The sequence below is a fragment of the Brevibacillus sp. FSL K6-6036 genome (assembly GCF_037964015.1).
GTDB classification, from domain to species: Bacteria; Bacillota; Bacilli; order Brevibacillales; family Brevibacillaceae; genus Brevibacillus; species Brevibacillus borstelensis.
Genome location: NZ_CP150173.1, coordinates 4,081,416 through 4,105,323, shown reverse-complemented (window position 1 = coordinate 4,105,323; position 23,908 = coordinate 4,081,416). Strand labels below are relative to the sequence as shown.

24 protein-coding genes and 2 riboswitches are annotated in these 23,908 nt (G+C 54.0%); of the genes, 21 read left to right on the top strand and 3 right to left on the bottom strand.

The genetic code is table 11. From position 1 onward, the window contains the following. Positions 1-28 precede the first annotated feature (28 nt). From NST37_RS20390 to NST37_RS20370, 5 genes are all read left to right on the top strand, one after another. Complete coding sequence (locus tag NST37_RS20390) at positions 29-853, top strand: sulfite exporter TauE/SafE family protein (protein WP_024983062.1); 825 nt, start codon at positions 29-31, stop codon at positions 851-853. 75 nt (positions 854-928) lie between these two features. Continuing rightward, positions 929-2,368, top strand: a complete 1,440-nt coding sequence (locus NST37_RS20385) for a bifunctional UDP-sugar hydrolase/5'-nucleotidase (protein WP_003392378.1) — start codon at positions 929-931, stop codon at positions 2,366-2,368. A 55-nt stretch (positions 2,369-2,423) separates the two neighbouring features. Beyond that, positions 2,424-2,663 (top strand): DUF6154 family protein, encoded by a 240-nt coding sequence (locus NST37_RS20380; RefSeq protein WP_003392377.1) that lies wholly within the window; start codon positions 2,424-2,426, stop codon positions 2,661-2,663. Positions 2,664-2,741: 78 nt separating this feature from the next. Further along, positions 2,742-3,044 (top strand): DUF1805 domain-containing protein, encoded by a 303-nt coding sequence (locus NST37_RS20375; RefSeq protein ID WP_003392376.1) that lies wholly within the window; start codon positions 2,742-2,744, stop codon positions 3,042-3,044. A 127-nt stretch (positions 3,045-3,171) separates the two neighbouring features. Then, the gene (locus NST37_RS20370) at positions 3,172-4,272 is read left to right on the top strand and encodes an HD-GYP domain-containing protein (RefSeq protein WP_003392374.1); all 1,101 of its coding nucleotides are present in this window, start codon (positions 3,172-3,174) and stop codon (positions 4,270-4,272) included. A 21-nt stretch (positions 4,273-4,293) separates the two neighbouring features. On the opposite strand, the gene corA is transcribed toward NST37_RS20370, so the two are convergent. Next, the gene (gene corA / locus NST37_RS20365; protein ID WP_024983064.1) at positions 4,294-5,229 is read right to left on the bottom strand and encodes a magnesium/cobalt transporter CorA; all 936 of its coding nucleotides are present in this window, start codon (positions 5,227-5,229) and stop codon (positions 4,294-4,296) included. A 611-nt stretch (positions 5,230-5,840) separates the two neighbouring features. On the opposite strand from corA, the gene NST37_RS20360 reads away from it, so the two are divergent. After that, positions 5,841-7,157 carry a globin-coupled sensor protein gene (locus NST37_RS20360; RefSeq protein ID WP_122958452.1) on the top strand — a complete coding sequence of 439 codons (1,317 nt, stop codon included), beginning with the start codon at positions 5,841-5,843 and terminating at the stop codon, positions 7,155-7,157. A 27-nt stretch (positions 7,158-7,184) separates the two neighbouring features. Here the strand turns inward: NST37_RS20360 and NST37_RS20355 are convergent, their stop codons facing one another. Both NST37_RS20355 and NST37_RS20350 read right to left on the bottom strand, forming a co-directional pair. Further along, a complete protein-coding gene (locus tag NST37_RS20355) occupies positions 7,185-7,682 on the bottom strand; it encodes a Crp/Fnr family transcriptional regulator (protein WP_003392371.1) in 498 nt (165 codons plus the stop codon). Between the two features lie 86 nt (positions 7,683-7,768). Further along, positions 7,769-8,281 carry a cysteine dioxygenase family protein gene (locus NST37_RS20350; RefSeq protein ID WP_170208333.1) on the bottom strand — a complete coding sequence of 171 codons (513 nt, stop codon included), beginning with the start codon at positions 8,279-8,281 and terminating at the stop codon, positions 7,769-7,771. A gap of 344 nt (positions 8,282-8,625) precedes the next feature. On the opposite strand from NST37_RS20350, the gene NST37_RS20345 reads away from it, so the two are divergent. The 15 genes from NST37_RS20345 to NST37_RS20275 all read left to right on the top strand — a co-directional run bounded on the left by NST37_RS20345 (position 8,626) and on the right by NST37_RS20275 (position 23,905). Next, positions 8,626-9,795 carry an MFS transporter gene (locus tag NST37_RS20345; protein WP_227277514.1) on the top strand — a complete coding sequence of 390 codons (1,170 nt, stop codon included), beginning with the start codon at positions 8,626-8,628 and terminating at the stop codon, positions 9,793-9,795. A gap of 191 nt (positions 9,796-9,986) precedes the next feature. Further along, positions 9,987-10,661 (top strand): GntR family transcriptional regulator, encoded by a 675-nt coding sequence (locus NST37_RS20340; protein ID WP_003392368.1) that lies wholly within the window; start codon positions 9,987-9,989, stop codon positions 10,659-10,661. A 10-nt stretch (positions 10,662-10,671) separates the two neighbouring features. Then, entirely contained in the window at positions 10,672-11,874 is a 1,203-nt protein-coding gene (locus tag NST37_RS20335; protein WP_003392364.1) for a CoA transferase, read from the top strand. Continuing rightward, positions 11,871-12,782 (top strand): hydroxymethylglutaryl-CoA lyase, encoded by a 912-nt coding sequence (locus NST37_RS20330; protein ID WP_031932731.1) that lies wholly within the window; start codon positions 11,871-11,873, stop codon positions 12,780-12,782. The genes NST37_RS20335 and NST37_RS20330 overlap by 4 nt, the downstream gene beginning before the upstream one ends. A 22-nt stretch (positions 12,783-12,804) precedes the next feature. Continuing rightward, entirely contained in the window at positions 12,805-13,890 is a 1,086-nt protein-coding gene (locus NST37_RS20325) for a DctP family TRAP transporter solute-binding subunit (RefSeq protein ID WP_003392360.1), read from the top strand. 34 nt (positions 13,891-13,924) lie between these two features. After that, positions 13,925-14,431, top strand: a complete 507-nt coding sequence (locus NST37_RS20320) for a TRAP transporter small permease (protein ID WP_003392359.1) — start codon at positions 13,925-13,927, stop codon at positions 14,429-14,431. Then, entirely contained in the window at positions 14,431-15,705 is a 1,275-nt protein-coding gene (locus NST37_RS20315) for a TRAP transporter large permease subunit (protein ID WP_339185712.1), read from the top strand. The genes NST37_RS20320 and NST37_RS20315 overlap by 1 nt, the downstream gene beginning before the upstream one ends. A 115-nt stretch (positions 15,706-15,820) precedes the next feature. After that, a complete protein-coding gene (locus NST37_RS20310; RefSeq protein ID WP_339185710.1) occupies positions 15,821-17,047 on the top strand; it encodes an alanine--glyoxylate aminotransferase family protein in 1,227 nt (408 codons plus the stop codon). 67 nt (positions 17,048-17,114) lie between these two features. Next, positions 17,115-17,825, top strand: coding sequence for a sporulation protein YunB (gene yunB, locus NST37_RS20305; RefSeq protein ID WP_243013769.1), 711 nt, complete (start codon positions 17,115-17,117; stop codon positions 17,823-17,825). Positions 17,826-17,946: 121 nt separating this feature from the next. Next, positions 17,947-18,120 carry a hypothetical protein gene (locus NST37_RS20300; protein ID WP_339185708.1) on the top strand — a complete coding sequence of 58 codons (174 nt, stop codon included), beginning with the start codon at positions 17,947-17,949 and terminating at the stop codon, positions 18,118-18,120. A gap of 40 nt (positions 18,121-18,160) precedes the next feature. Then, positions 18,161-18,311, top strand: a riboswitch (FMN riboswitch). A gap of 185 nt (positions 18,312-18,496) precedes the next feature. Beyond that, positions 18,497-18,647, top strand: a riboswitch (FMN riboswitch). Between the two features lie 104 nt (positions 18,648-18,751). Beyond that, positions 18,752-19,897, top strand: a complete 1,146-nt coding sequence (ribD, locus tag NST37_RS20295) for a bifunctional diaminohydroxyphosphoribosylaminopyrimidine deaminase/5-amino-6-(5-phosphoribosylamino)uracil reductase RibD (RefSeq protein WP_122958455.1) — start codon at positions 18,752-18,754, stop codon at positions 19,895-19,897. A 14-nt stretch (positions 19,898-19,911) separates the two neighbouring features. Beyond that, positions 19,912-20,571 (top strand): riboflavin synthase, encoded by a 660-nt coding sequence (locus tag NST37_RS20290; RefSeq protein WP_003392343.1) that lies wholly within the window; start codon positions 19,912-19,914, stop codon positions 20,569-20,571. A gap of 13 nt (positions 20,572-20,584) precedes the next feature. After that, on the top strand, positions 20,585-21,787 hold the full coding sequence (locus NST37_RS20285) for a bifunctional 3,4-dihydroxy-2-butanone-4-phosphate synthase/GTP cyclohydrolase II (protein ID WP_003392341.1): 1,203 nt from the start codon (positions 20,585-20,587) through the stop codon (positions 21,785-21,787). Between the two features lie 6 nt (positions 21,788-21,793). After that, positions 21,794-22,258, top strand: coding sequence for a 6,7-dimethyl-8-ribityllumazine synthase (gene ribE, locus NST37_RS20280; protein ID WP_003392339.1), 465 nt, complete (start codon positions 21,794-21,796; stop codon positions 22,256-22,258). A gap of 135 nt (positions 22,259-22,393) precedes the next feature. Further along, a complete protein-coding gene (locus tag NST37_RS20275) occupies positions 22,394-23,905 on the top strand; it encodes a spore germination protein (RefSeq protein WP_003392337.1) in 1,512 nt (503 codons plus the stop codon). The last annotated feature ends 3 nt before the right edge of the window (positions 23,906-23,908 follow it).

Here is a 23,908-nt window from a genome sequence, read left to right as displayed (position 1 = left end):
GAGTCTAGATCAGAGAGAAGGGTAGCACATGATTTATGCTTTGGCAGGCATGTTTCTCATTATCGGCCTGTTCGCTGGAGTCGTCGGCAGCATCGCCGGTTTGGGCGGAGGCATGTTTTTCGTCCCGGCGTTGCTTTATCTCGGCAACGTATATGCACCAGGTTCTGTCAGCCCGCAGATGGCGGCAGGTACGTCATTGATCGTGATTGGAGTGACGGCCCTGTCCTCCTCCGTTTCTTATATCAAACAGAAAAGAGCGGATATCCAAACCGCGCTGCTCTTTTTTTTGGGCAGTGCTCCCGGTGCTATTGTCGGTGTCTATCTTAATACATTACTACCAATAAAGGCATTTTCACTGTTGTTTGGCTTGTTTCAGCTCAGCATGTTTGCCTTGATGATGGTAAAGGACAAACTGAAGCCGCGCAGCGTGAACTGGGATGTCCGGCGGCGATTTGTCGATGCGGAAGGCGTGGAGTACGAATACGGCTACAATCGCTGGCTTGCCGTTTTTGTCGCTTTTTTGGTCGGGATCGTCTCCTCGCTGTTTGGCGTAGGCGGAGGGATTTTGATGGTGCCGGCGATGATGATCCTGTTTCGATTTCCGCCCCATATTGCCGCTGCCACGTCCATGCTGGTTATCTTTTTCTCCGCAATGGTCGGGTCGGCGACAAATATCCTGCATGACCATGTGAACTGGTTGTACGCGGCGATGCTGGCTCCGGGTGCATGGGCAGGAGGCAAGCTGGGGGTACTGGCGGCTAACCGGATGAAAGGGCAGACGATCGTGCTGGTGCTCCGCATCTTGATTTTGGGCATGGCGATTCAGATGATCGGGGAAGCGGTGACGAAGTAAATCGGGCTTGCAGGAAACCCAACGCAATAGACGTCATAGCGGAAAAGATACCAGAGAGAAAAGGGAGGGAAAGTCGTGGCGGACACCTGTACCTTGCATATTTTGCACACCAATGACGTGCACAGCCATTTTTCCAGCATGTCCCGCATTGCCACTTGTCTGCGGCAAAACAGACAGAGGTGGGAAGCGCTGGGAGAGCATGTATTGACAGTAGACATCGGCGATCACGCTGACCGGATGGATGTGAAGACAGAAGCCACATGGGGACGGGCCAATGTAGAAGTGCTGAACCACAGCGGCTATGAGTATGTGACGATAGGAAACAACGAGGGAATCACCTTTCCGAAAGAAAGACTGGATGCTCTCTATGAGCAGGCGACCTTTACAGTTGTACTGGGAAACCTGATCGATCCGGCAACCGGCAGGATACCGCCTTGGGCGGCCTCGCATGCCGTTCATGAGTGGGACGATCTCCGTGTCGGCATTTTGGGTGTCACGGCGTCCTTTCCCCCGTTTTACAAGCTGCTCGGCTGGGAATCCAAAGAGCCTCTCGAGCATTTGCGGGAGCAAGTGGCAGCCTTGCGTCCGAATGTAGACGTTATCGTTCTGTTGTCTCATCTGGGCTATCCCGACGACTGCAGGCTGGCCCGAGAGCTTCAGGGAGTAGACGTCATTTTGGGAGCCCACACTCATCATCAGTTGGAGCGGGGCGAACACATCAACGGCACACTGGTGGCGCAAACAGGCGTGTTTGGCCGCCACGTCGGACATGTGCGGCTGGTGTGGGACAGAGTGGCGAAACGAGTGCGAGAGGCATCTGCAGAGCTGCTTGTTTCCAGCGAGTATCCGTCTGAACCGGTATTAGACGCCCTCTTAGCCAAAAAACAGGAGGCGGCAGAAAAACGGCTCGATCAGACGGCGGTTGAGCTTTCGGTCAACCTGAATATCTCCTGGACGGAAGAAACGGCGTTCGGCTCGATTCTGGCCGCCTCGCTGCGAAAATGGACACAAGCAGAGGTGGGCCTGGCCAACAACGGCCTTTTGCTCGCTCCTTTGAAAAATGGAAGGGTGAGCTATCGGGATTTGCTTCACTGCGTACCCCACCCGATCAACCCGTGCGCTGTTTCGATAACCGGCGAGCAGCTTTACAAAGTGCTGCAGCAGTCGATCCAGCCGCAGACCGTGAATCGGGAGCTGCGGGGATTCGGCTTCCGCGGCAAGGTGACGGGATGGATGGGAATAGACGGTCTCCACGTATGGTATGAAACGGGGGACAGCCCGCGAATTTCAAGGGTCGAGGTCAACGGAGAAGCGCTGGATGCCGGACGCACCTATCGCGTAGGTACCATCGATATGTTCATGTTTAATCGAATGTTTCCCGAACTGGCGGAAGGGGCCGATGTCCGTTTTTACCTCCCGGAAATGCTTCGGGAAATCCTGGCCCAAACATTGGCTGATACGGAGCTGATTGCCGCGGCTCTCCAGCCTCGCTGGCTCCCCCTGGCGCCTTCCTGACGAAAAGCAGGCCGTGGAATAGGGCATGCTAACAGGGAAAAGGAGGGGGCAGCCCATGCGGTTTATCGATGAAGTATACGAGATGTACAAAGGGCACTTCAACGGCGACGAGGAAGACATCGTTGCGATTATCGTAGGTATTCTGGACGAACAATCCCATCAGGATCTCATCAAGCTTGTGACGGAGATGGACGAAGAAGAGCTGTTTCATATGCTGGCCACCTACATGATTGAAGTCATGAAGCGAAAGGTAGCGATGGATGACGAGCGTCCGCCCGTCTCTCTGATCCACTGATGACTGACACCTTCCGGCCAGCAATATCATAGGATGGTAGCGCGCCTACGTGAAGCTGAAAAGAAGGAGGAACTCACGATGATTGAGGTACAGCCTGTTCATTTTGCCGAAGGAACTGCCATCGCTGTTACGGTTCGCCTGCCGAAGACCACTCTGCTGGCGGTTACGACGGATAAAGGATATATCATGTGCGGAGCCCTGGATGTGGGTCTGTTGAATGAAAAGCTGGCTAGCCGGGAAATTATTGCGGGCCGGGCGGTCGGTGTCAAAACGATCGAAGAATTGCTGGACGCTCCGCTGGAGTCAGTCACTCTCACTGCCGAGAAGCTTGGCATTGCCGCCGGAACGATTGGGCGGGATGCGGTACGAAAAATGTTTTAAGAAGAAAAACGCCTTTGTCCTGGGGACGAGGCGTTTTTTCGACAAAATACAACAAAATCAGGAAAAAGAAATGTAGAAGAATCTTGAATCGCGGTATAATAGGGGTACTTTGAAAGAAAGGCGAAGAATGGAAATGAGATTACTCTCTATTCATAAATGTCAGCCTGGTGTCACGCTGGCTCGCTCTGTCTACGCGGAGAACGGAACCATCCTGGTAGGCGCAGGAGTAAGCCTGACACAGCGCATGATCAATCGGCTGATCAATATGAACATCACCAATGTATACATACAGGACAAACGGACAGAGGATATTGTAGTAGAGGCGCCCGTTTCGGAAGAGACACGGCGGGAAGCAATGGGGCTAATCAACGAGACATTCCGCGCTTCCCACCAAAGTCCCCAGAAATGGCAGCAAATGTTTTCAGACAGGCAGTTTGGCAGGCAAATCAGGCAGGTACTTGCGACAGTCGCAGATGAACTAAAGGGCAAGGACTCCGCCATGAACCTGCTGGCTGATGCCTGCGCGTTCGACCATTACATTTTCGCGCATTCATTTAATGTGATGCTCTATTCTACAGCCTTGGCCCTGAAATCCGATTTTGGGGAGAGAGAAGTGCTGGATATCGGCGTGGGAGGCATACTCCACGATATCGGAAAAATGTCGATTCCCGATGAAATTCTGAAGAAACCGGGACGCCTGACCGATGATGAATTTCAAACAATGAAAAAGCACACAGAAATAGGCTTTGAAATGCTGCGGCGCCAGGATGACATTCCGCTGTTGGCGGCACATTGCGCTTTTCAGCATCACGAAAGAATAAATGGGACAGGCTATCCACGCGGGCTGAAGGGAGACGAGATCCATCCCTACGCGCAACTGATGGCGGTCTGCGACGTTTTTGACGCGCTGACGACCCATCGCGTCTATAGACCGCCCATGCTGCCCCACGAGGCGATGGAGCTTTTGTACACAGGTGTCGAGACACTGTACGCCAAAGAATATGTCGAAAGACTTCGCGATACGATTGCGCTTTACCCGCTGGGATTGACGGTCGTGTTAAATACAGGTGAGTCTGGCGTTGTCGTGGACTACAACAAGGGGACACCGAGCAGACCGATCGTTCGCATCTTGTACGATGAGAGCGGAAGTCCCGTAGCAAATCCGTATGAATACGATTTATCCAAACGGCTCCACCTGATGATCGTCTCCTGCGACGGGCTGTTTTAGCGTCCGTGCCCGCCCGTACCGTTAGAGCCATTCCTTCTTTTTGAAGATCAGGTACATGACGATTCCCAGAGAAGCCATAAAGGCCAGAACGATATAATAGCCATGCGGAGATTTCAGCTCGGGCATATACTCGAAATTCATGCCGTATATTCCGGTCACAATCGTGAGCGGCATGAAAATTGTGGTCAATGCTGTAAAAATCCGCATGATATCATTGGCACGGCCAGCTACCGAAGAATGATAGGCTTCACGAAGGTTGCCGATCAGCTCCCGGAACGTTTCGAAGCTCTCCACGATTTTTACTGCGTTTTCCAGGATGTCTCCAAAATACTTCCGCAGTTTGCGGTCGATCAACGGCAGATCTTTTTTGTGCAGAGCATCGATCAGATCCCGCTGCGGCAAGAGCATTTTACGTGCATACAACACTTCACTCCGCAGTCCGATAATCTGGTGGAGCTGCGCCTTTTTTGCATTCACCAGGATTTCTTCCTCCAGCTTTTCGATCAAGTCCTCGATTTTCTCCACGACCTCAAAAAAACTCTCTACAATTTGATCCACCAGATGATAAAGAAAGGCATCCGGCCGGTTGACCTCTTCTTCTCTGATAATTTGCAGCACCCGCGGGTAAAGGCCGGTGTCGTGCTTTGCAACGGTGATGATATAGTGACCGCCGAGAAACAGATTGACCTCGCGCAAAAAAATATCCTGGTTCCCAAATTCCACACTGTTGATCACGATGAAGTAATGGTCCTCGTACACTTCCAGCTTCGGGCGCTGCTCCTCCTCGTCGATGCAGTCCTCGATCGCCAAGTCGTGCAGGCCAAAGAGGTGCTGCAGCACATCGAGGTCAAACAGCGAGGCATCGATCCAATAAAAGCCGTTTCTCGGCGGGAACTGGGTCTGTTCAATATCGTCAATCAGGGTGATCATTCCGTTTTGGACGAGACGAATCTTCATACGCCATACTCCTGCCAGGAATTGATGTATCGGTGCTTGCGCCAGACCGGACTTTTTGTCCTGCCTGTCTGTTCACACGCGGAAATACGTGGTGGATCAGAAAATCACAGGCCGAGCGCAGAGCCGACTCGCTCGGGGAGCGACGGTTTGGGTGCTCCGGGGTAGATCGTTTCATGGCGACGCCCTCCTCATCCAAAGGTTGTTTAGACCAAAGTATGAGGCTGCGTTTGTCCGTTAGCCCTGTTTCCAACAAGAAGGGGAGCAGATGAGTTTTCAGTGAAGCCGCAGAGAGAGCATCTGTCCGGGCCGCTACATGGAATAGTGTGCCTCAGTTACCGGCTTTTGTTGCACGATGGGTTTTAAGTCTTCCTGAGTAGAGATTTTCGCTCTATTTTTTGAAAGCGTTAACATTGTGGACTGGTTTGGGATACAATGGTAGGGGTACGGCCGCACAAGAGAGGGAAGGAAGTCCTTGTTCGCTTGCGGAAAACGGTAAAATTTCTCGTCGTGCTGGGCATTTTTATCTAGGGAGGGCATACCAAACTGGAAAAAATTATAGTATAGTTACTGTAAATACAGTGAAAACGAAAGATTCCAAAGGAGACCATACAATGAGCAAGTGCCCGTTTTCCAGCTGGTTTGGCTTAAAAAAAAGCAAGCAGACGGAATCCTTTTTCCACGGCAAGATGGAAACAGGAGAAGTGATAATTGAATCAAAGTCTGAGCTGTTAAAGCAATTATCCTTGATTGATCTGACTGAGGATGATCTGGCCGCGGTAAAAATGCTGCAACCGCTCGTTGTTCAAAATATTGGCGATATTGTAAATTGTTTCTACGAAAACCTGGAAAAAGAGCCGTCTTTGATGGCTATCATTGATAAGAACAGTACGATTGAAAGATTGAAGGGAACGCTGACCCGGCATATCACGGAGATGTTCAGCGGAAAGATTGATCACAGCTATATTGAACAGCGCAGCCGAATCGCGGTCATGCATTTGAAGATCGGTCTGGAGCCGAAATGGTATATGTGCGCCTTTCAAAACCTGCTTGTATCCTTAATCAATCTTTTGGAGCGGGAAATCGCGGACAAGCGTGAATGTATCCGTGCGATTACCGTTGTCACGAAGATTTTAAACATTGAGCAGCAAATCGTGTTGGAGGAGTACGAAAACAAGCATGAACAAATAAGGCAGGAGGCCCAACGCAAGAAGGACGAGCTGCGGGTCGTCCTCTCCAACTCCGCCCATGAGCTGGCGGCAGTTTCCGAGGAGACGAGCGCATCCGTGCATCAATTGACCGAGCAGTCGCGGGAGGTGCTGCGTTATGCGGAGAACGGAACCGGTTTCTCCAACAAGGCTCAGCACCTCTCTGATGAGGGCAAGCAGAAGCTGGAAAATCAGCAGCAGCAAATGAAGCTGATCCAGCAAAGCGCTGAGCAGATCGCGTCGGAAATGCGGACACTGGAGGAGATCTCGGAGAAAATTCGCGGGATTGTAGATGTGGTCACGGCGATTGCCGAGCAGACAAACCTGCTGGCCTTGAATGCTGCGATTGAAGCAGCCCGTGCCGGAGAGCAGGGCCGCGGCTTTGCCGTCGTCGCCGGGGAAGTGAGAAAGCTGGCTGAACAGACGAAGCAGTCGGTGTCGGGCGTGACCGAGCTGATCGAAAAAACGAATGCGCAGACGGCCAGCCTGTCTGCTGTCGTGGCCGAAGTACGAGAGCTGGTTGCGTCTAGTACGACGATGACCAGCGAGACCAACCGGTTTTTCGATGAAATTCGCAGTGCTGTCACAGACAGCAAAGAGCAGAGCAGCCGGATCCAGCGAGAGCTTGAGAACTTTTTCCACGTGATGGAAGAGATGAACCATGCCGTTTCACAGGTAGCGATTTCCGCTGATCAGTTGTCGGAAATCACGGAAAATCTGTAGGAAACAAGCACACCTTTGCGGGTGTGCTTATGTTTGTTTCCGCAGTAACCGGTTGACGGTCTCCCTGCGCAAACCGAGGAATTGACCGATTTCTTCCTGGGTCAGCAGATCGGTAATCGGGTAATTTCCAATATATTTGCCAAACCACTCTGTCATCAGAGCCAGCTTCTCCTTTGGAGAAGAGGCAGTGAGCTGGTCCATGCGCTGTTGGGTAAACCGCAGCTTCGATTGGAGCTGGAGGGCAATCTCCCTGTATTTGTATGGGTCTTCCTCCAGGGACCGGTACCATTCAGCCGGAGTAATCACATCGACTTCACAGCTCATCAGGGCAACGGCAGTGCCATGGTACTCTTTTGCCGTCAACAAGGAATGGTGAGGTATAGTTTCTCCGGGCAAGATCAGGTTAAAAAGAAAGGGCGATCCGTCCTCTTGCAGGCGAACCACTTTCAAAAGGCCGGTCCGGAGATGAAACAGCGGCCCCGTCTCTCCCTGCCGAAAAAGAACGTCACCTTTGTTTAGTTTCACGCAAATCACTCCCTCCCCCCACCATACCACTTCGAAGCGGATCTAGTAAAATGTTTGCTTGATGAAAAGAAAAAGCTGCCCCACAGTCAGAGGGCAGCGCCTTTTCCGGTGCTCTCCGTTTCAGGCAGAAGACAGTCAGGCGAGATGCGATACTCTTTGCAGCCAGACAGTGGCGGCGAATAGACGTTCAAAGAGATGACCGGAGTCTGTCGTATCTGTCCTTTTTCAATAAAGTACACTTGTCCAGATGCAACAGACATTGTTTCCTGTACGCTGACGTAAGCGGGGGCGCGGGAAGAGCCGGGGATGACGGAATGATTGATATTCATCAATTCACCCTGGAGCACGTATTCCCACCCAAACGACGAACCGTGGTCGTGAGGGGCGGACTCGTGGCCGGGCGGAAGGTAAATGAGAACGATTTCAACATCGTTCGTGCGAAAGAGGACTTCTCTGCCGTAAGGAAGTCCGTCGGAGGACGGCATGCAGGAAGCGAATGCGTCCGCACTGAGCGGGAGGCGGGACAAAACCTCCTTTATTTCACTGGGGGTTGGCTCAGTCAGTATAGCAAAGGCGTTACGAATTTCCTCTACAATCATTTGCATCCTCCAAAGCGTAGTTTTTCTCGCTTATCTGTATGTGTAAAATCGGGAAGGTGTGAAGGGAGACGACAAAATGTTTTTGCTGTTTTGACGTTTTGGCGTTGGAGAAGAGAGCAAACAGGTATATCATGAAAGAGAGACACAAATCGTGTCCATGCAGACGTTTGGGGAGGACGCCCCTGTCAAACAGTGATTTCTCTTTTCCAGCAAAGCAATGATGGATCAAGACCCGTGTATAAGGCAAAGGAGGCTTGCGCATGTCAACTGCCATAATCAGTGTACAAACGCCCTGAACAGGGGCGTAGGAGCTGAACCGTCTGACCGATCAGGGGGTTTAGCAGATGAAAACAAGAAAGTGGTACGTGTATGTAAATGCCTTGTCCGACCTTGGGTCGCGTATGGATTTAATCGCGTTTTCCGCGTTGATTTTTACTTTTGAAAATAGTGCGATGTGGCTGACCGCTTTTTTTCTTGCCAGACAAGTGGGAGGCCTTCTGTTCAGTCTGGCGGCGGGGGTAGTGGCCGACCGCTTTGACCGGCGAAAGGCAATGATTGCAAGTGATCTCGGCTCGGGCCTGGCGATCGCGGCTGTCGTCCTCTTTCCGCATCCGTATACGGTGGTGGCTGCCGCGTTTGTAAAAGGCATCCTGTTCAGCGTATTCCAGATCAGCTTTCGGGCATCGATGCCGAAGCTGTTTCCGGGAGAAGGGCTGGCTGCTGTGAACGGATTGATTGTACGGCTGGAGGCAGTGGCAGGAATGATCGGATTTGTCCTCGGCGGGGTGGCCAGCGACTTGTTCGGGCATATATGGGTCATCGGGTTTGACGCCGCCACGTTTTTTGCTTCTGCGCTTGTCTTGGTGCGGCTGCGGTGGGACAGTTATCCGGCAGCGGCCAGACACAAGCGGCAGCGTGTTTCCTGGATAAAGGACCTGCAGGAAGGCTGGTCATATCTGCGGCAAAACGATGTCTTGCTTGCGGTGATAATCCTGTCTTTCTTCTGGACCGTCAGCGTGGCGGCGTACAACTATGGCCTTCCGCTGCTCGCTGAAATGTCGGTCCGATCCCACGCTTCTTTTCACGGATTGATGTGGTCGCTCTTGAGTGTCGGCACACTCGTCGGGGCGTGGCTGGCGCCGCGTCTTGGCTGGAAGGAGTTTTCGGCACTGAGCATCTCGTTGCTCGCGATGGCCATAGTCATCTCGCTCGCCTTTGCCGGGTGGCATCAGCTGATCATCCTGCTGCTGCTAACCGTGACCGGTGTGCTGGAGGGATGGCGGGAGGTGTTTCAGAGGACGATCGTGCAACAGGCGGACAATACGGTTCGCGGGCGTGCCTTGGGGATGCAGACACTGCTGACGCGTGGAGGGTTTTTTCTCGGCTTTTTGCTGTCCCCGATGATTTTTCAGGCTTATGGCCTGTTTGCCATGGTTGCCGTTTCGCAGGCGGTGCTGGTGCTCGCGGTATCGGGTACGTACTTGTTTGCTCGAAAAAAGACAGGCCAGGGGTAAGGCTGGTCGCATGATAAAAAACGCTCGCGGGCTGTTGATTCGCCTGTGAGCGTTTTTCTGCTGGGAAAGAGTAACATTCCGTTTCATATGCTGAACAAACATAATTGACACTCTTTTTGCAATTGTATTACTATTTTAAAAACATTTTTGTATACAGAATACAGTTTTCATGTTTGGGGTGGGTTGAGCTTATGGCCAAAATGATCAAGCGGAGTGAGACACTCCAGTCCCAGGTGTACGAGTATTTGCGGGAACAGATACTGTTTGGCGGTCTAGCCCCGGGTCAGCGACTGATTGAAGAGAGGATTTGCGAAGAAACTGGCGTGAGCCGGAGCCCGATTCGAGAAGCAATCCGCCGTCTGGAAAAGGACGGCTTAGTTATCGTTCAGGCGCAGGGAGGCGTAACCGTCTACCAGCCCACTCCGGACGACTTTACTCATCTGTATGAGTGCCGTCTGAGTCTGGAGCCGACCGCAGCCATGTTTGCTGCCGAACGCAGGACTGAGGCGGAGGTAAGAGAGCTTCGGGACCTTTTGGAACGGATGAAGGAACTGAACTACCCCAGTGACTCTCGGCGCACGCACGAGTTGAACTTCACGTTTCACCAGCGCATTTCGGAAGCGAGCAAGAATCCGTACCTGACAAAAATCATGAATGAACTGAAAGTGTTGATCTCGTTTTACCGCAATGCCATCCTGGAGGTTCACCCTCGCCGGCCGGAAACGGTCATCTCCGAGCATCAGGCCATCGTAGAGGCGATTGCCCGGCAGGATGGAGAAGAAGCCAAAGCGAGAATGACAGAGCACATCACACGCGATTTTGAGCTGTGCATGGAAGCCGATCGAAAACAAGCAGATGATCAATGAGGAGGGGCCAATGACTACGACGAAGCCGCTGCAAGGCGTGCGTGTTCTGGAGCTGGGAACGCTTGTGGCCGCACCGTTTGCCGGTAAAATTTTCGCTGAATTCGGCGCGGAAGTAATCAAGGTGGAAACCCCGGAAAAGGGCGATCCCTTGCGCAACTGGCGGACGATGCACAAAGACACGTCTGTCTGGTGGTATGTGCAGGCACGCAACAAAAAATCAATCACAGTAGACATGCGCATGGAGGAAGGGCAGGAGATTATTCGCTCCCTGGCCCGGGAAGTGGACATCATCATTGAGAACTTCAGACCCGGAACGCTGGAGAAGTGGGGGATCGGGTACGATGTCCTCAGCGAACTGAATCCCGGCTTGATCATGGTGCGGATTTCAGGCTATGGCCAAACGGGTCCCTACCGCAACAAACCCGGATTTGGAAGCGTGGCTGAAGCCATCGGCGGCCTGCGCTATCTGACCGGCTACCCCGAACTGCCGCCAGTGCGAGTCGGTGTCGCCATCGGCGATTTGACCGCGGGGCTGTACGCCGTGATTGGCGGGATGATGGCCTTGCACGCGCGAGACAGGTCACCTGAGAAAAAGGGACAGATGGTTGATGTGGCGTTGTATGAAGCCGTTTTCAGCCTGCTCGAGGGCGTCCTGCCGGAATACGACTTGAAAGGGCTCGTCCGCGAAAGAACAGGGAGCACGCTCCCGGGAATCGCGCCGTCCAACACGTATTTGTGCGCTGACGGGAAATACATCGTGATCGGAGCAAACGGCGACAGCATTTTCAAACGGCTGATGCATGCGATCGGACGAAGCGATGTGGCGGAAAATCCGCGCTATGCGAACAATCAGGGACGGGCGGAAGACGTCGCCTACATCGATCAGGTGATCGAGGAGTGGACAAAGCAGCATACGCTCAAGGAAGCACAGCGGTTGCTGGACGAGGCTGCTGTTCCCGTCGGACCGATCTACAGCATCGAGGAGATCGTCCAGGACGAGCATTATCGGGAGCGCGGGATGGTCGAAGAAATTGATTTGCCGGACGGTGAAAAGGTGCTCTTTCCCGGCGTAGTGCCGAAGCTTTCCGAAACACCCGGTACCCATGAGTGGGTAGGGCCTTCTCTGGGAGAGCACAACGAGGAGATTTTCGAAAAGCTGCTCCAGCTGGACCCGGCCGTATTGGCCATGCTGAAGGAGAAGAGAGCGATATGACGAGAGATGTAACCATTCTGGAGGTAGGGCCGCGAGACGGATTGCAGAATGAGGCGGGGTTTATTCCTACGGAGAAAAAGCAGCAGTTGATTCGCACGCTGGCCGACGCTGGTCTGACAAGGATTGAAGCCACTTCGTTTGTCCATCCCAAGCGGGTACCGCAGATGGCGGATGCCGAAGAGGTCGCGAGGTCGCTGGCTGACATTCCGCATGTTTCGTTCAGCGCTCTCGTTCCCAACCGGAAAGGGTACGAACGGGCAGCCGGCTACGCACTGGGCGAGATCAACTGGGTGACTTCGGCAAGTCCGGCCTTTAACAAAGCGAATATCAACCAGACGATTGAGGAGAACCTGGAGGCGTTCCGCGAGCTGGTCCCGTTGGCTGGTGAATCGGGACGCTTGCTCAGGTTTTCCATTGCGACCAGCTTCGGTTGTCCGTTTGCAGGCAGAGTGGACCCGGATGTCGTGGTGCGGCTCGCCGAGCAGGCGCTTGATGCGGGCGCAGGAGAGATCAGCATCGCTGACACCATCGGCATCGCTGTCCCGGATGAAGTATTCTCGCTCTGTGATCGCCTGGTCAAAGCGGTGGGCTCTGAGCGATTGTCCCTGCATCTTCACGACACCCGCGGCCTGGCCTTGACCAATACGTATGCGGCATATACCGCAGGCATCCGGACGTTTGAGACGGCTGCAGGGGGCTTGGGAGGCTGTCCGTTTGCGCCCGGAGCTGCGGGCAATGTAGCGACGGAAGACGTCGTGTATATGTTTGAGAGGATGAAGGTAAAGACAGGTATTGAATTTTCAAAACTTTTAGACGCTTCGGAGTACGCCGTCAGCCTCTCGATGAGAATGCCGCTCGGGCGCATCCGTCTCGTAGAAAAGAAAGAGCAATCGACGATTGGCTTTTAAATAAAAGAGGAGGGTTTCGACCATGAAAAAGAAATGGATAGGAGTACTGACGACAATCAGTTTGCTGGGAGGACTGCTGGCAGGCTGTGGAGGAGCCCCTGCGCAAAGCGGGGCCGGAGGCAGCGGAAGCGCTCCTGCAGCGAACAGCTCGCAAGGCGGCACGGCGGCGGCTACAGACGAATACCAGGAAGCGACGATTCGCCTGGCTTACAACCTGCCGCAGGATCACCATATTTCCAAGGGAATCGAGGAGTTTGCCAAAAAAGTAACCGAGCGCTCCGGCGGCAAGGTAAAAGTGCAGGTGTATCCTGCCGGCCAATTGCTCTCTGACAAAGAAATGAACCAGGCCATTTTGACAGGCGGCGTGGAAATGGGCGTCAACTCCACGACGCTGTGGGCATCTGTGGTTCCGGCAATGGGACTGTTCGACGTTCCGTTTGCGCTTCCGACCTCGTACGAATTGGCGGGGAAAGCGCTGTCCGGATCGGTCGGCGAGAAGCTGAACGCGGAAATGGAGAAGAAGGGTGCCAAGGTATTGCTGTTTGCGGACTATGGGTACGCGCAATTTGCAAACAGTGCACGTCCGTTGACCAAGCCGGAAGACTTCCAGGGTCTGAAGATTCGCAGTATCGGCCATATTCCGTCCGTGATGATCCAGGCGTATGGCGCGGCACCGGTCTTTATGGGAGCAGGCGAGGTTTACATGGCTCTGCAGCGCAAGACAATCGACGGTGCGACCTCTGGTACGACAGCGATGGTTCAGCGGAAATACGATGAGGTATCCAAATATTTAACCGTCGTCAACTACGCTTATCTGGAGTTCGTACTTGCCGTCAACAAGAAGTACTGGGATGCTTTGCCGCCAAAAACTCAGGAGCTGCTAACCACTACAGCCAAAGAGACGGAAGACTGGATTCGCCAGCAGGCTGAAGCAGAAGACAAGAAAACCGCCGACGAGTTAAAGCAAAAAGGAATGGAAGTCTACGTTGTGCCAGAGGCGGAACTTCCTGCGTGGAAGGAAGCGGCCAAGCCAGCCTGGGACGAGTACCTGAAAACTGCCGGCGACTTGGGCAAAGAACTGCTGGGAGATCTGCAAAACATCAAGTAAAGCCTGAGGCGAGGAGCAAAGAGGGGACGTTTTCATGAAATTTTTTCAAGTGTTGTATGGCTGGATCGACAGTTTGATCAAGTTCGGCGGAGTGATCGCCGGTATCTTTATCGTATTGGCAACGGGGATGACCTTTTACGAGATCGTCTCCCGCTCTCTTTTTAACGCGCCGACGATTTGGGCAACCGAGCTTACCATTTATGCAATCATGGGAAGCTGCTTCATCGGAGCGGCTTACGCGGTTCGGGTGGACGCCCATATCAAGGTGGACCTGCTGCTGCACAACGTATCTGCGTCCGTGCGCCGCTGGATGCTGATCGCATCGGCCCTGATCGGTCTTTTGTTCAGCTTGGTGTTTTGCTATTTGAGCTGGGAGCATGTCCAACAGTCGATGGAGCTGGGATTCACCTCCGCTTCCCTGCTTCAAATCCCGATGTACATTCCGGAAATGCTGCTGCCCATCGGCGGCGTGCTGCTCGGTCTCGCCTTCCTCTTGCAACTGGTTGACTACATTCGCGGACAGGAAGGAGGCGAGGCGTAATGGGATTGTTTTTTGCGGGAGGAATGGCCTCGCTGATGCTGGTAGGGGTGCCGGTCGCCTTCACCCTCGCGGTGCTGGCGGCAATCGGCATGTACTGGTTCAACGGAGGGGCTCTCGGGCTTTCTCAAGTCCCTATCATTGCATACAAGGCATTGGATGATTTCACGATGAGCGCCTTGCCGATGTACGTGCTGATGAGTCAAATTCTTTTGTTCAGCGGAGTCGGCAAGGAGCTGTATGAGATGGCGAGCCGCTGGCTGCGCCATTTGCCCGGCGGTTTGGCATTGGCGACGCTGGTGTGCTGCGGAATTTTTGCTGCGATCTCCGGGTCCAGCGTCGCGACTGCGGTCACGATCGGGATGGTGGCGATCCCCGAGATGACGGCTCGCGGATATGACAAAAAGGCGGTGCTCGGCCTGCTCGCTGCGGGAGGAACGCTGGGCATTCTAATTCCGCCGAGCGTGCCGATGATCATTTACGGCTCAGTCACTGGCGAATCTGTCGGAAAGCTGTTCATCGCCGGTGTCCTTCCGGGGATCTTGCTGCTGCTGATTTTCATGGGATACGCCTCCTGGAAAATGCGACACATCAAGGAGGCGCCAGCGACCTGGTCAGAGCGCTGGCAAGGAACACGCAAAGCGATTTGGGGGCTGATGATGCCGGTACTGATCATCGGCGGCATCTACTCCGGTATCTTTACCCCGACAGAAGCGGCTGCTGCCGGTGTCGTCTTCAGCGTACTCGTAGCCGGATTCGTGTATCGCAGCCTGTCCTGGGACAACATCAAGAAAATATTGCTCTCGACGGTGGCAACCAATGCGATGATTTTGTTCATCATCGTGGGTGCGATGCTGTTCGGTTTTATCCTGACATCGCTGCAAATCCCGCAGGCCATGACCGAAATGGCGACAAGCCTGCCTGTTTCCAAATGGGTCGTCTTCATTCTCATCAATATCCTGCTGCTCGTTCTGGGCTGCTTTTTGGAGACGGTATCCATTCTCGTCATTACGCTGCCGATCCTGTATCCGATCATCACAGCGCTGGGATTCGACCCGATCTGGTTTGCCATCATCATGGTCGTCAACATGGAGCTGGCGTTGATTACGCCGCCGGTCGGACTCAATCTGTTCGTGCTCAAAGGCGTAGACCCGTCGTCGCCGATATCCACAATCGTTCGGGGCGCCGCGCCGTATGCGGTTATCATGGTTTTGTTCATTGTGCTGCTCGCTGTCTTCCCGTGGCTGTCGCTCGGGTTTATCGACGGCGTGAAATAGAACGAGCAGAAATCCTCTGTACCTTATTGGTTCAGAGGGTTTTTGCTATGCAGGGGAAACAGACGGCAAAACGAAAAACAATAGGAACAATAGAAAAGCCGAGGAGGGGAAACAAGTGAGCAGATGGAAGGAAGTAAACCCGTCGCTTCGCACGATCATGACTCCGGGTCCGGTTGAGGTAGACCCGCGGGTGTTGAGGGTGATGGCTACTCCTGTACTGGGGCAGTTTGATCCCGAATTTACCGATATGATGAATCGCGTGATGGAAATGCTGCGAGAAATGTTCTGCACTCGCAATCAGTGGGCGTATCCGATCGACGGGACTTCCCGCTCGGGGCTTGAGGCCGTGCTGTGCAGCCTGATCGAACCGGGCGACAAGGTGCTCGTTCCCATCTATGGCCGATTTGGCCATCTTCTTACGGAGATTGCCCAGCGCTCAGGTGCGGAGGTGCACACCATGGAAGTGCCGTGGGGCGAAGTGTTTGACGAAGAGGAGATCATCAGGGAAATGGACCGCGTTCGCCCGAAAATTGTTGCGATTGTGCACGGCGAAACCTCGACCGGATGCATGCAGCCGCTAACCCGGATCGGACAAGCGTGCCGTGAACGGGAAATGCTGCTCGTGGTAGACGCTGTGGCAACGCTGGGGGGAACTCCTGTCGATACGGACGGGTGGATGCTCGATGCGGTCATCGGCGGAACGCAAAAGTGCCTGTCCGTTCCCGCTGGAATGGCTCCGATCACCTACAATGAGCGTGCCGAACGTATTATCCAGGCGAGAAAAAGCGTGGAGCGCGGGCTGGCGGGGAATCTCTCTGAGCCGTCAGAGCGGAGAATTCGCAGCAACTACTTTGATCTGGGCATGCTGCAGGACTACTGGAGTCCCAAGCGGTTAAACCACCACACAGAGGCGACCTCGATGCTGTACGCTCTGCATGAAGGGCTGAGAATCATCCTGTATGAAGGGCTTGCAGAACGCTTTGAGCGGCATCGGGTAAACGAACGGGCATTGGTGGCCGGGCTGCAGGCGATGGGTCTTTCGCTTTTCGGAAATCCCGACTGCAAGCTCTCAGTCGTGACGTGTGTCAACATTCCAGAGGGCATCAACGGTGATGCAGTGAGAGAACTTCTGCTGCAACAATTCGGCATCGAAATCGCCAGCTCATTCGGCCCGCTGCATGGCAAGATTTGGCGCATCGGAACGATGGGCTTTAGCTGCCGGAAAAAGAATGTCCTGCACGTGTTGGCCGGTCTTGAGGCGGTGCTGATCCGTGTGGGAGCGAAGGTTCATCGCGGAGAAGCTCTGCAAGCCGCGCTGGATGTATACGAAATTCCTTCATAACTCCTTTTTGGTTACGTATTTTTTACGCCTCCCAGCCATAGGATGTACCAACTGGGAGGTGACGGGCGTGGCCGTGTTTCGACCCCGTCGGCGGTGGAGGAACCCGCTTTCTCGTTCGAAAGCGTTTTTTATCGCACTGGTCATTTTTTTGGCGATGAGCATTCAATTTTTGTTTTTTATCGAAAAGCGCCTGGAACCGACACTGAAGATTCTCGCATCCCAAAAAGCCGAGCAGTTGGCCAAACAAGCGATTACAGATGCGGTCACCAAGCGGATTGCCCAGCAAGGGGTAGATTTCAACCAGATCGTCAAGATTGAAAAAGACAATCAGGGGAGAATCCAGGCGTACCAGTTCAACTTCAAGGAGTATGCCCGGATCGTAGGGGAGACCACCTCCCGCGTACAGAACAGGCTGAAGGAGTTTGAAGAGGAAAAGGTAGACCGCTATATCCCTTTGGGCCTGGCGACAGGCAGCAGTTTTTTTGCCCAAATGGGTCCGGATCTGCCGGTTACGTTTGTGCCGATCGGATCTGTCAAGACAATGCTGGATACGGAATTGACCGAGGCCGGCATTAATATGGTCCTGGCAACCGTCTACATTTTTGTTGAAGTGGATATAAGAATCGTCATTCCTTTTGCCACTGACCAGAAGACGATTACGACGAAGATTCCCATTACCCATTCGCTGATCATTGGAGAAGTGCCTCAGTACTTGTACAACAATCCGGAAGGAAAGCCGGATGTGCCCAGGCTGGAAGACGTATCCGGGCAACCGTAAAGAGCCAAACAGGCGGCTGCCACAAAAACGAGCACTTTCCCGTTGCTTTGGGGAGTGCTCGTTTGGGCATTTCCGGAACAACGCAGTCTTCGAAGTGAGGGAGCGGTTAGGCGACCGCTTTGTGAACGCTGAATCCATGCTCTTCATTTTGCAAAAGCCGATTACGGATTCGGTTGCCTTTTTCACGGAGAAACACGGCATTTATCTCAAGCCGACTGCGAGCATCCAAAAGCTGCTTGTGTTCTCGCCGTTGTCGACAGGAGGGAAACGGCCGACTTCCAATAAAAAAGTGTAGTACTTGTAAAAAAACGTGTTATAATGCAAGCAACTGAATATCCAACCTTCAGGGTAGGGTGAAATTCCCGACCGGCGGTGATGACGAACGCACGTCCGAGCCCGCGACTCGCCCATGAAAGATCTTTCGTGAGCGACTGACTTGGTGAAATTCCAAGGCCGACGGTAAAGTCCGGATGGGAGAAGGTGGCTATAGTCTTTGGCTTTGTTTAAAAAACCGAGCACCAAAGGCTTCTTCTTCTATGCCCTGAAACTTGTTCAAGGGCATTTTTTATTGGGAAAGGGTGATGGCGACTCGCGCGACAGGAAGTAGGAGACATGCCTTGGTAGTCTCCTGGCTCGTGATTGCGGGCTGGCGGCTCGGCAGCAACTGAATAGATGACCTTCAGGGCAGGGTGAAATTCCTGACCGGCGGTAATGACGAAAGCAGCGTCTGAGCCCGCGACTCGCCCATGGCTGAAGCCATGAGCGACTGACTTGGTGAAAATCCAAGGCCGACGGTTACAGTCCGGATGGGAGAAGGTGCATGTGGCCTTCGTTTCTCTGTGAAAAAACAGAAAAACGAGAGGCTTCTTTCCCAATGCCCTGAAGCGTGCTTCGAGGGCATTTTTCATTGGGGAGGAGAGGAACTCATGTCAGGAAATGACTTGTCGTATATGGCGTTGGCACTGGACTTGGCGAGGGCGACAAGAGGACAAACCAGTCCCAATCCGGTAGTGGGAGCCGTTGTCGTCCGGGACGGAGCAGTCGTGGGGATGGGCGCTCACGTAAAAGCGGGTGAACCACATGCCGAGGTGCATGCACTGCGGATGGCTGGTGAGCATGCGAAAGATGCCGTGCTTTACGTCACATTGGAACCTTGCAGTCATCATGGGAGAACCCCTCCTTGTGTGAATGCAATCATTGAAGCCGGCATCAAGCGAGTAGTGGTTGCAGTGGCGGACCCGAATCCGCTTGTCGTCGGTACAGGAATCGCTCGCCTCAGACAGGCGGGTGTGGAAGTAACAGTGGGAGTGGGAGAAGCACAGGCGAAGAAGGCAAACGAAGTCTTTTTCCATTTCATCACGACGAAAACACCGTTTGTGACCGTCAAAACGGCAGCTTCGCTGGATGGGAAAATCGCTACGCATACGGGGCACAGCCGCTGGATTACGGGTGAAGAGGCCCGCCAGCGGGTCCATCAGCTACGGCGAGAGCACGATGCTATTTTGGTTGGGGTTCAGACAGTGCTCGCGGACGACCCTGAGCTCACGGCCCGCCAACAGGGAATAGCCAGGGGAAAGCAGCCGCTTCGTGTCATTCTCGACAACCAGCTGCGGACCCCTTCGGAAGCCCGCGTGATACGGGACGGCAAGGCGCCGACGCTCGTTTTCACAGCGGATGACGCACCCATCGGCAGGCAAAAAGAGCTCGAGAGCCACGGGGCCGAGATTGTGAGACTGGAAGGGCGCGTAACAGTCGAGCAGGTGCTTGCGGTGCTGGGGGAAAGAGGGATCACTTCTCTGTTTGTCGAAGGCGGAGCGGCGGTCAACGGCTCTTTTTTGCAGGCACGGGCCATTCAAAAGGTCGTGCATTTTCTCTCCTACAAGCTGATCGGCGGACAGGGGGCGCCTGCTCCCTACGGGGGACTGGGCGCAGCTCATATGGGGGAAGCCATCTCTCTGGCGGACGTGGATGTCGAGCCGATCGGAGGAAGCGATCTTTGCATTACCGGCTATCCGGTATGGCCGGATGGAGCCAGCAATAGCGAAACGCGCAGGAATGCGGGCTGCAAATGATAGGAGGGGAAGCCGTGTTTACCGGATTGATTGAAGAAGTAGGTACAGTAGATTCCATTGCGGTCACCGAGCGGTCCAGCAAGCTGACGATACGGGCCGCGGCCGTTTTGGAGGATGTTCGCCTGGGTGACAGCATCGCTGTCAACGGCGTTTGTCTGACGGTCACCTCGTTTTCCGCGAGCCGCTTTCAGGCAGATGTCATGCCGGAAACGTGGCGGGTGACGGCCCTGTCCAGCCTGAAGCCGGGGATGCGTGTCAACCTGGAGCGGGCGCTGCAGCTCGGAGATCGTCTCGGCGGCCATCTGGTCTTGGGCCACGTAGACGGCACAGGAAAAATCCTCTCCAAAAAAACGGACAGCAATGCGGTGAGACTTGCGATCCAGGCGAAACCGCACCTGCTTCGCTACGTAGTGCCGCGCGGCTCGATCACTGTAGACGGCATCAGTTTGACCGTAGTGGCCGTTGACGAGGAGAGCCTGTCCGTTTCGATCATTCCGCATACGCTCAAGCAGACCAATCTGCTGGAAAAACAGGTCGGCGATCCGGTCAATCTGGAGACGGATGTGATCGCCAAATACGTGGAGAGGCTGCTTGGCGGCAGGACTCCGGGCGAACAACAGAAAGCACCAGCAGGCCTGAACCTGGCTTTTTTGCAGGAACACGGCTTCGCTTAAGGAGGGAACAACGATGTTTCATACCATTGAAGAGGCGATTGAGGCTTTGCGAAGCGGCCGCCCTGTCATCGTCGTGGATGACGAGGATCGGGAGAATGAAGGCGATTTCGTTTGCCTGGCCGAAGCGGCAACGCCGGAGATGATCAATTTTATGGCAATGCACGGACGCGGTTTGATCTGCGTCCCTGTCACACAAGAGCATGCGGAACGCTTGAAGCTGGCTCCCATGGTGGAAGCAAATACGGATCGCCAAGGCACTGCCTTCACGGTCTCTATCGATGAAACTGGGACGCATACAGGCATTTCTGCGCATGAGCGCTCCCATACGGTGCAATCCATGCTGGACGAGAGCAAAGGCGCAGACGATTTTCGCCGTCCGGGACATATTTTCCCCTTGATCGCCAAAGCAGGAGGCGTGCTGAGGCGCGCAGGACATACCGAGGCAGCAGTCGACCTGGCCAGGCTGGCCGGAGCGAAGCCGGCTGGCGTCATCTGCGAAATCATGAACGAGGACGGGACAATGGCTCGCCTTCCGCAGTTGATCGAGATCGCCAAGCGGTTTGAGCTGAAGCTGATCACGATTGCCGACCTGATCGAGTACCGCATGCAGCATGAAAGATTGGTAAAGCGCGAAGCAGAGGCCAAGCTGCCTTCCGCCTTCGGGGATTTTCGCATTGTCGCCTACACCAATGAACTGGACGGCAAGGAGCATGTGGCGATTGTAAAAGGAGAGATTGACAGCAGCAAGCCCGTCCTGGTAAGGGTCCATTCGGAGTGCCTGACCGGGGACATATTCGGTTCGCATCGCTGCGATTGCGGCCCGCAATTGCATGCTGCCCTGCGCATGATCGAGGCCGAGGGCCGAGGCATCGTTCTCTACATGCGCCAGGAGGGCAGGGGCATCGGACTGATCAACAAGCTGAAGGCTTACCGGCTGCAAGAGCAGGGCTATGATACAGTGGAAGCCAACAAAAAGCTCGGTTTTCCCGCTGATCTTCGCGATTACGGGATCGGGGCGCAAATTCTGCTCGATCTGGGCGTAAAGCAGATGCGGCTGATGACGAACAATCCGCGCAAAATTCGCGGCCTTTCCGGCTATGGAATGCAGGTCGCCGAAAGGGTTCCGCTGCAAATGCCGGAGCATCCCGAAAATGAAAAGTATTTGCACACAAAACAGGACAAACTGGGCCATCTGCTCCAGTTTGCAGGGGAGTGAAGGATCATGAAACATTGGGAAGGAAATTTGATCGGAACTGGCTTGCGTGTCGGGATTGTCGCAGGGAGATTTAACGAGCTGATTGTCAGCAAGCTCGTCGGTGGCGCTCTCGATGCATTGAAGCGGCACGGTGTCGAGGAAGACGCGGTAGAGGTTGCCTGGGTGCCGGGGGCATTTGAAATCCCGCTGATCGCCAAAAAGATGGCGGAGTCCGGAAAGTACGATGCAGTCGTGACCCTGGGAGCGGTCATCCGCGGTTCCACTCCGCACTTTGATTACGTGTGCAGCGAATGCGCCAAAGGGGTAGCATCGGTCTCGCTGAATACGGGGATTCCCGTTATCTTTGGCGTACTCACGACCGACTCGATCGAGCAGGCGATCGAACGAGCGGGGACCAAGGCAGGCAACAAAGGTTGGGAAGCGGCTTCGGCAGCCATCGAAATGGCAAATCTGAGCCGGCAATTTGCTTGACATAGGGGTATCCTATACGGCAAAGCAAAAGCGGGGGCAGGCGCGAGGGCGCATCGTCCCCGCTTTCCTTTTGGATAATTTGACCAGGGATGGGCAAAGTAAGAAGGATTTTCCTGTGCACAGGGGGCGGGATCCATGGATGTAAAAGCGTGGTGGAGAAAGAACGCTGACAAGGTACTGACACGTCCCGGTTCTGGCCATTCTGCGAAAAGGCGCCCAAAACAGGCTGCACACAAGGTCCGAGCCTTGCTGCAAGCGCGAATGCAAAACGTGGATGATTTTACAGTTCTCCATCTGTCGATGAACGATGAACCTGTAGAGGTTTACTTTCTGAATACCTTGGTAGATGAGTCCAATATTTACGAGAGCATCCTTCTTCCTCTTCAGCGAGAAGACGGGCGCCGCCCTGTGCGAGCCCTTCCCTTGGGCCAGTTGGTCAATCCCGATGAGGAAATGAAGATAACGGACAACCTGCTGCGTGGACATACGATTCTCATCTTTCCCGAGCGGGACGAGGTGCTGCAGGTAAATACATTCAAAGCGCCGCACCGTACGATCAGCCCGCCGGAGACGGAATCGACGGTGCTTGGTCCGCAGGATTCATTTGTGGAAATGCTTGAGGTGAATCTCTCGCTGATTCGCCGCCGGATCGCAAACCCTGACCTGAAAATCGAGGTACATAGCATCGGGACTCAATCCAGAAACAAAGTAGCCATCCTGTACCTAGAAGGCATCGCCAACCCGGAAAATATCACTCGCGTTCAGGAACGAATTAAAAATACGGAATATCACGGCTTTGTCGGGATGCCGATTTTGAAGCAGATGCTGGAGGACAAGCCTTATTCGCCATTTCCCCAGTTTGGACTCACCACACGGCCGGACAATGCGGCGGCGGCTTTGCTGGATGGGCGCATTTTGCTCATTTTGAGCGGAAGTCCGGAAGCGGCCATTTGTCCCGCTGCTTTTTTGGAGTTATTCAGCAGCCCGGAGGATTTTTACAACCGCTGGTCGACAGCCAGCCTGCTGCGGATGATCCGTTTCCTGGGACTTTTCCTGACCGTTTTGCTCACTTCCAGCTATGTTTCGGTATTAACCTATCACCCGGAAATGCTGCCCCCGCCACTGCTGACGATTTTATCCGAATCGCGCAACAGAGTGCCGTTTCCGCCTGTAATCGAGGTGCTGATCATCGAGCTTGTCATCGAAATTCTCCGTGAGGCCGGAATACGCATGCCGACCAAAATCGGCCAGACGATCGGTATTGTCGGGGGTATCGTGATCGGGACCGCCTCCGTACAGGCGGGCCTTGCCAGCAATATCTTGATCGTTCTCGTGTCCGTCTCTGCTCTTCTGTCCTTTGTCCCCCCTAACTTCCTCATGAGCAATGCCATTCGGCTGGTTCGCTACGGATTTATTCTGTCGGCCGGGTTCTTGGGGATGTACGGACAAATGTTGATGCTTGCTCTGATGTTTGCCCACTTGCTCAATCTGACCTCGCTCGGTACGCCTTATATGAGCACAGGTATTCCACGCGTCTGGAGCGATGTCTTTAACAGTTTGCTGCGTACTCCATTTAAATTCATCGCATTTCGGAGCGGAATGGCGAACGCCAAGAAAAAGCAGATTTTTCCCATAGACGAGGAGTAGCCG

Coding starts and splice junctions, on each gene's coding strand:
- NST37_RS20285 (WP_003392341.1), top strand. CDS start 20,585: ATGTTTCATACCATTGAAGAGGCGATTGAGGCTTTGCGAAGCGGCCGC.
- NST37_RS20340 (WP_003392368.1), top strand. CDS start 9,987: ATGGCCAAAATGATCAAGCGGAGTGAGACACTCCAGTCCCAGGTGTAC.
- NST37_RS20325 (WP_003392360.1), top strand. CDS start 12,805: ATGAAAAAGAAATGGATAGGAGTACTGACGACAATCAGTTTGCTGGGA.
- NST37_RS20370 (WP_003392374.1), top strand. CDS start 3,172: ATGGAAATGAGATTACTCTCTATTCATAAATGTCAGCCTGGTGTCACG.
- NST37_RS20350 (WP_170208333.1), bottom strand. CDS start 8,281: ATGATTGTAGAGGAAATTCGTAACGCCTTTGCTATACTGACTGAGCCA.
- NST37_RS20345 (WP_227277514.1), top strand. CDS start 8,626: ATGAAAACAAGAAAGTGGTACGTGTATGTAAATGCCTTGTCCGACCTT.
- NST37_RS20375 (WP_003392376.1), top strand. CDS start 2,742: ATGATTGAGGTACAGCCTGTTCATTTTGCCGAAGGAACTGCCATCGCT.
- ribD (WP_122958455.1), top strand. CDS start 18,752: ATGTCAGGAAATGACTTGTCGTATATGGCGTTGGCACTGGACTTGGCG.
- NST37_RS20360 (WP_122958452.1), top strand. CDS start 5,841: ATGAGCAAGTGCCCGTTTTCCAGCTGGTTTGGCTTAAAAAAAAGCAAG.
- NST37_RS20330 (WP_031932731.1), top strand. CDS start 11,871: ATGACGAGAGATGTAACCATTCTGGAGGTAGGGCCGCGAGACGGATTG.
- NST37_RS20390 (WP_024983062.1), top strand. CDS start 29: ATGATTTATGCTTTGGCAGGCATGTTTCTCATTATCGGCCTGTTCGCT.
- NST37_RS20335 (WP_003392364.1), top strand. CDS start 10,672: ATGACTACGACGAAGCCGCTGCAAGGCGTGCGTGTTCTGGAGCTGGGA.
- corA (WP_024983064.1), bottom strand. CDS start 5,229: ATGAAGATTCGTCTCGTCCAAAACGGAATGATCACCCTGATTGACGAT.
- ribE (WP_003392339.1), top strand. CDS start 21,794: ATGAAACATTGGGAAGGAAATTTGATCGGAACTGGCTTGCGTGTCGGG.
- NST37_RS20275 (WP_003392337.1), top strand. CDS start 22,394: ATGGATGTAAAAGCGTGGTGGAGAAAGAACGCTGACAAGGTACTGACA.
- NST37_RS20320 (WP_003392359.1), top strand. CDS start 13,925: ATGAAATTTTTTCAAGTGTTGTATGGCTGGATCGACAGTTTGATCAAG.
- NST37_RS20315 (WP_339185712.1), top strand. CDS start 14,431: ATGGGATTGTTTTTTGCGGGAGGAATGGCCTCGCTGATGCTGGTAGGG.
- NST37_RS20380 (WP_003392377.1), top strand. CDS start 2,424: ATGCGGTTTATCGATGAAGTATACGAGATGTACAAAGGGCACTTCAAC.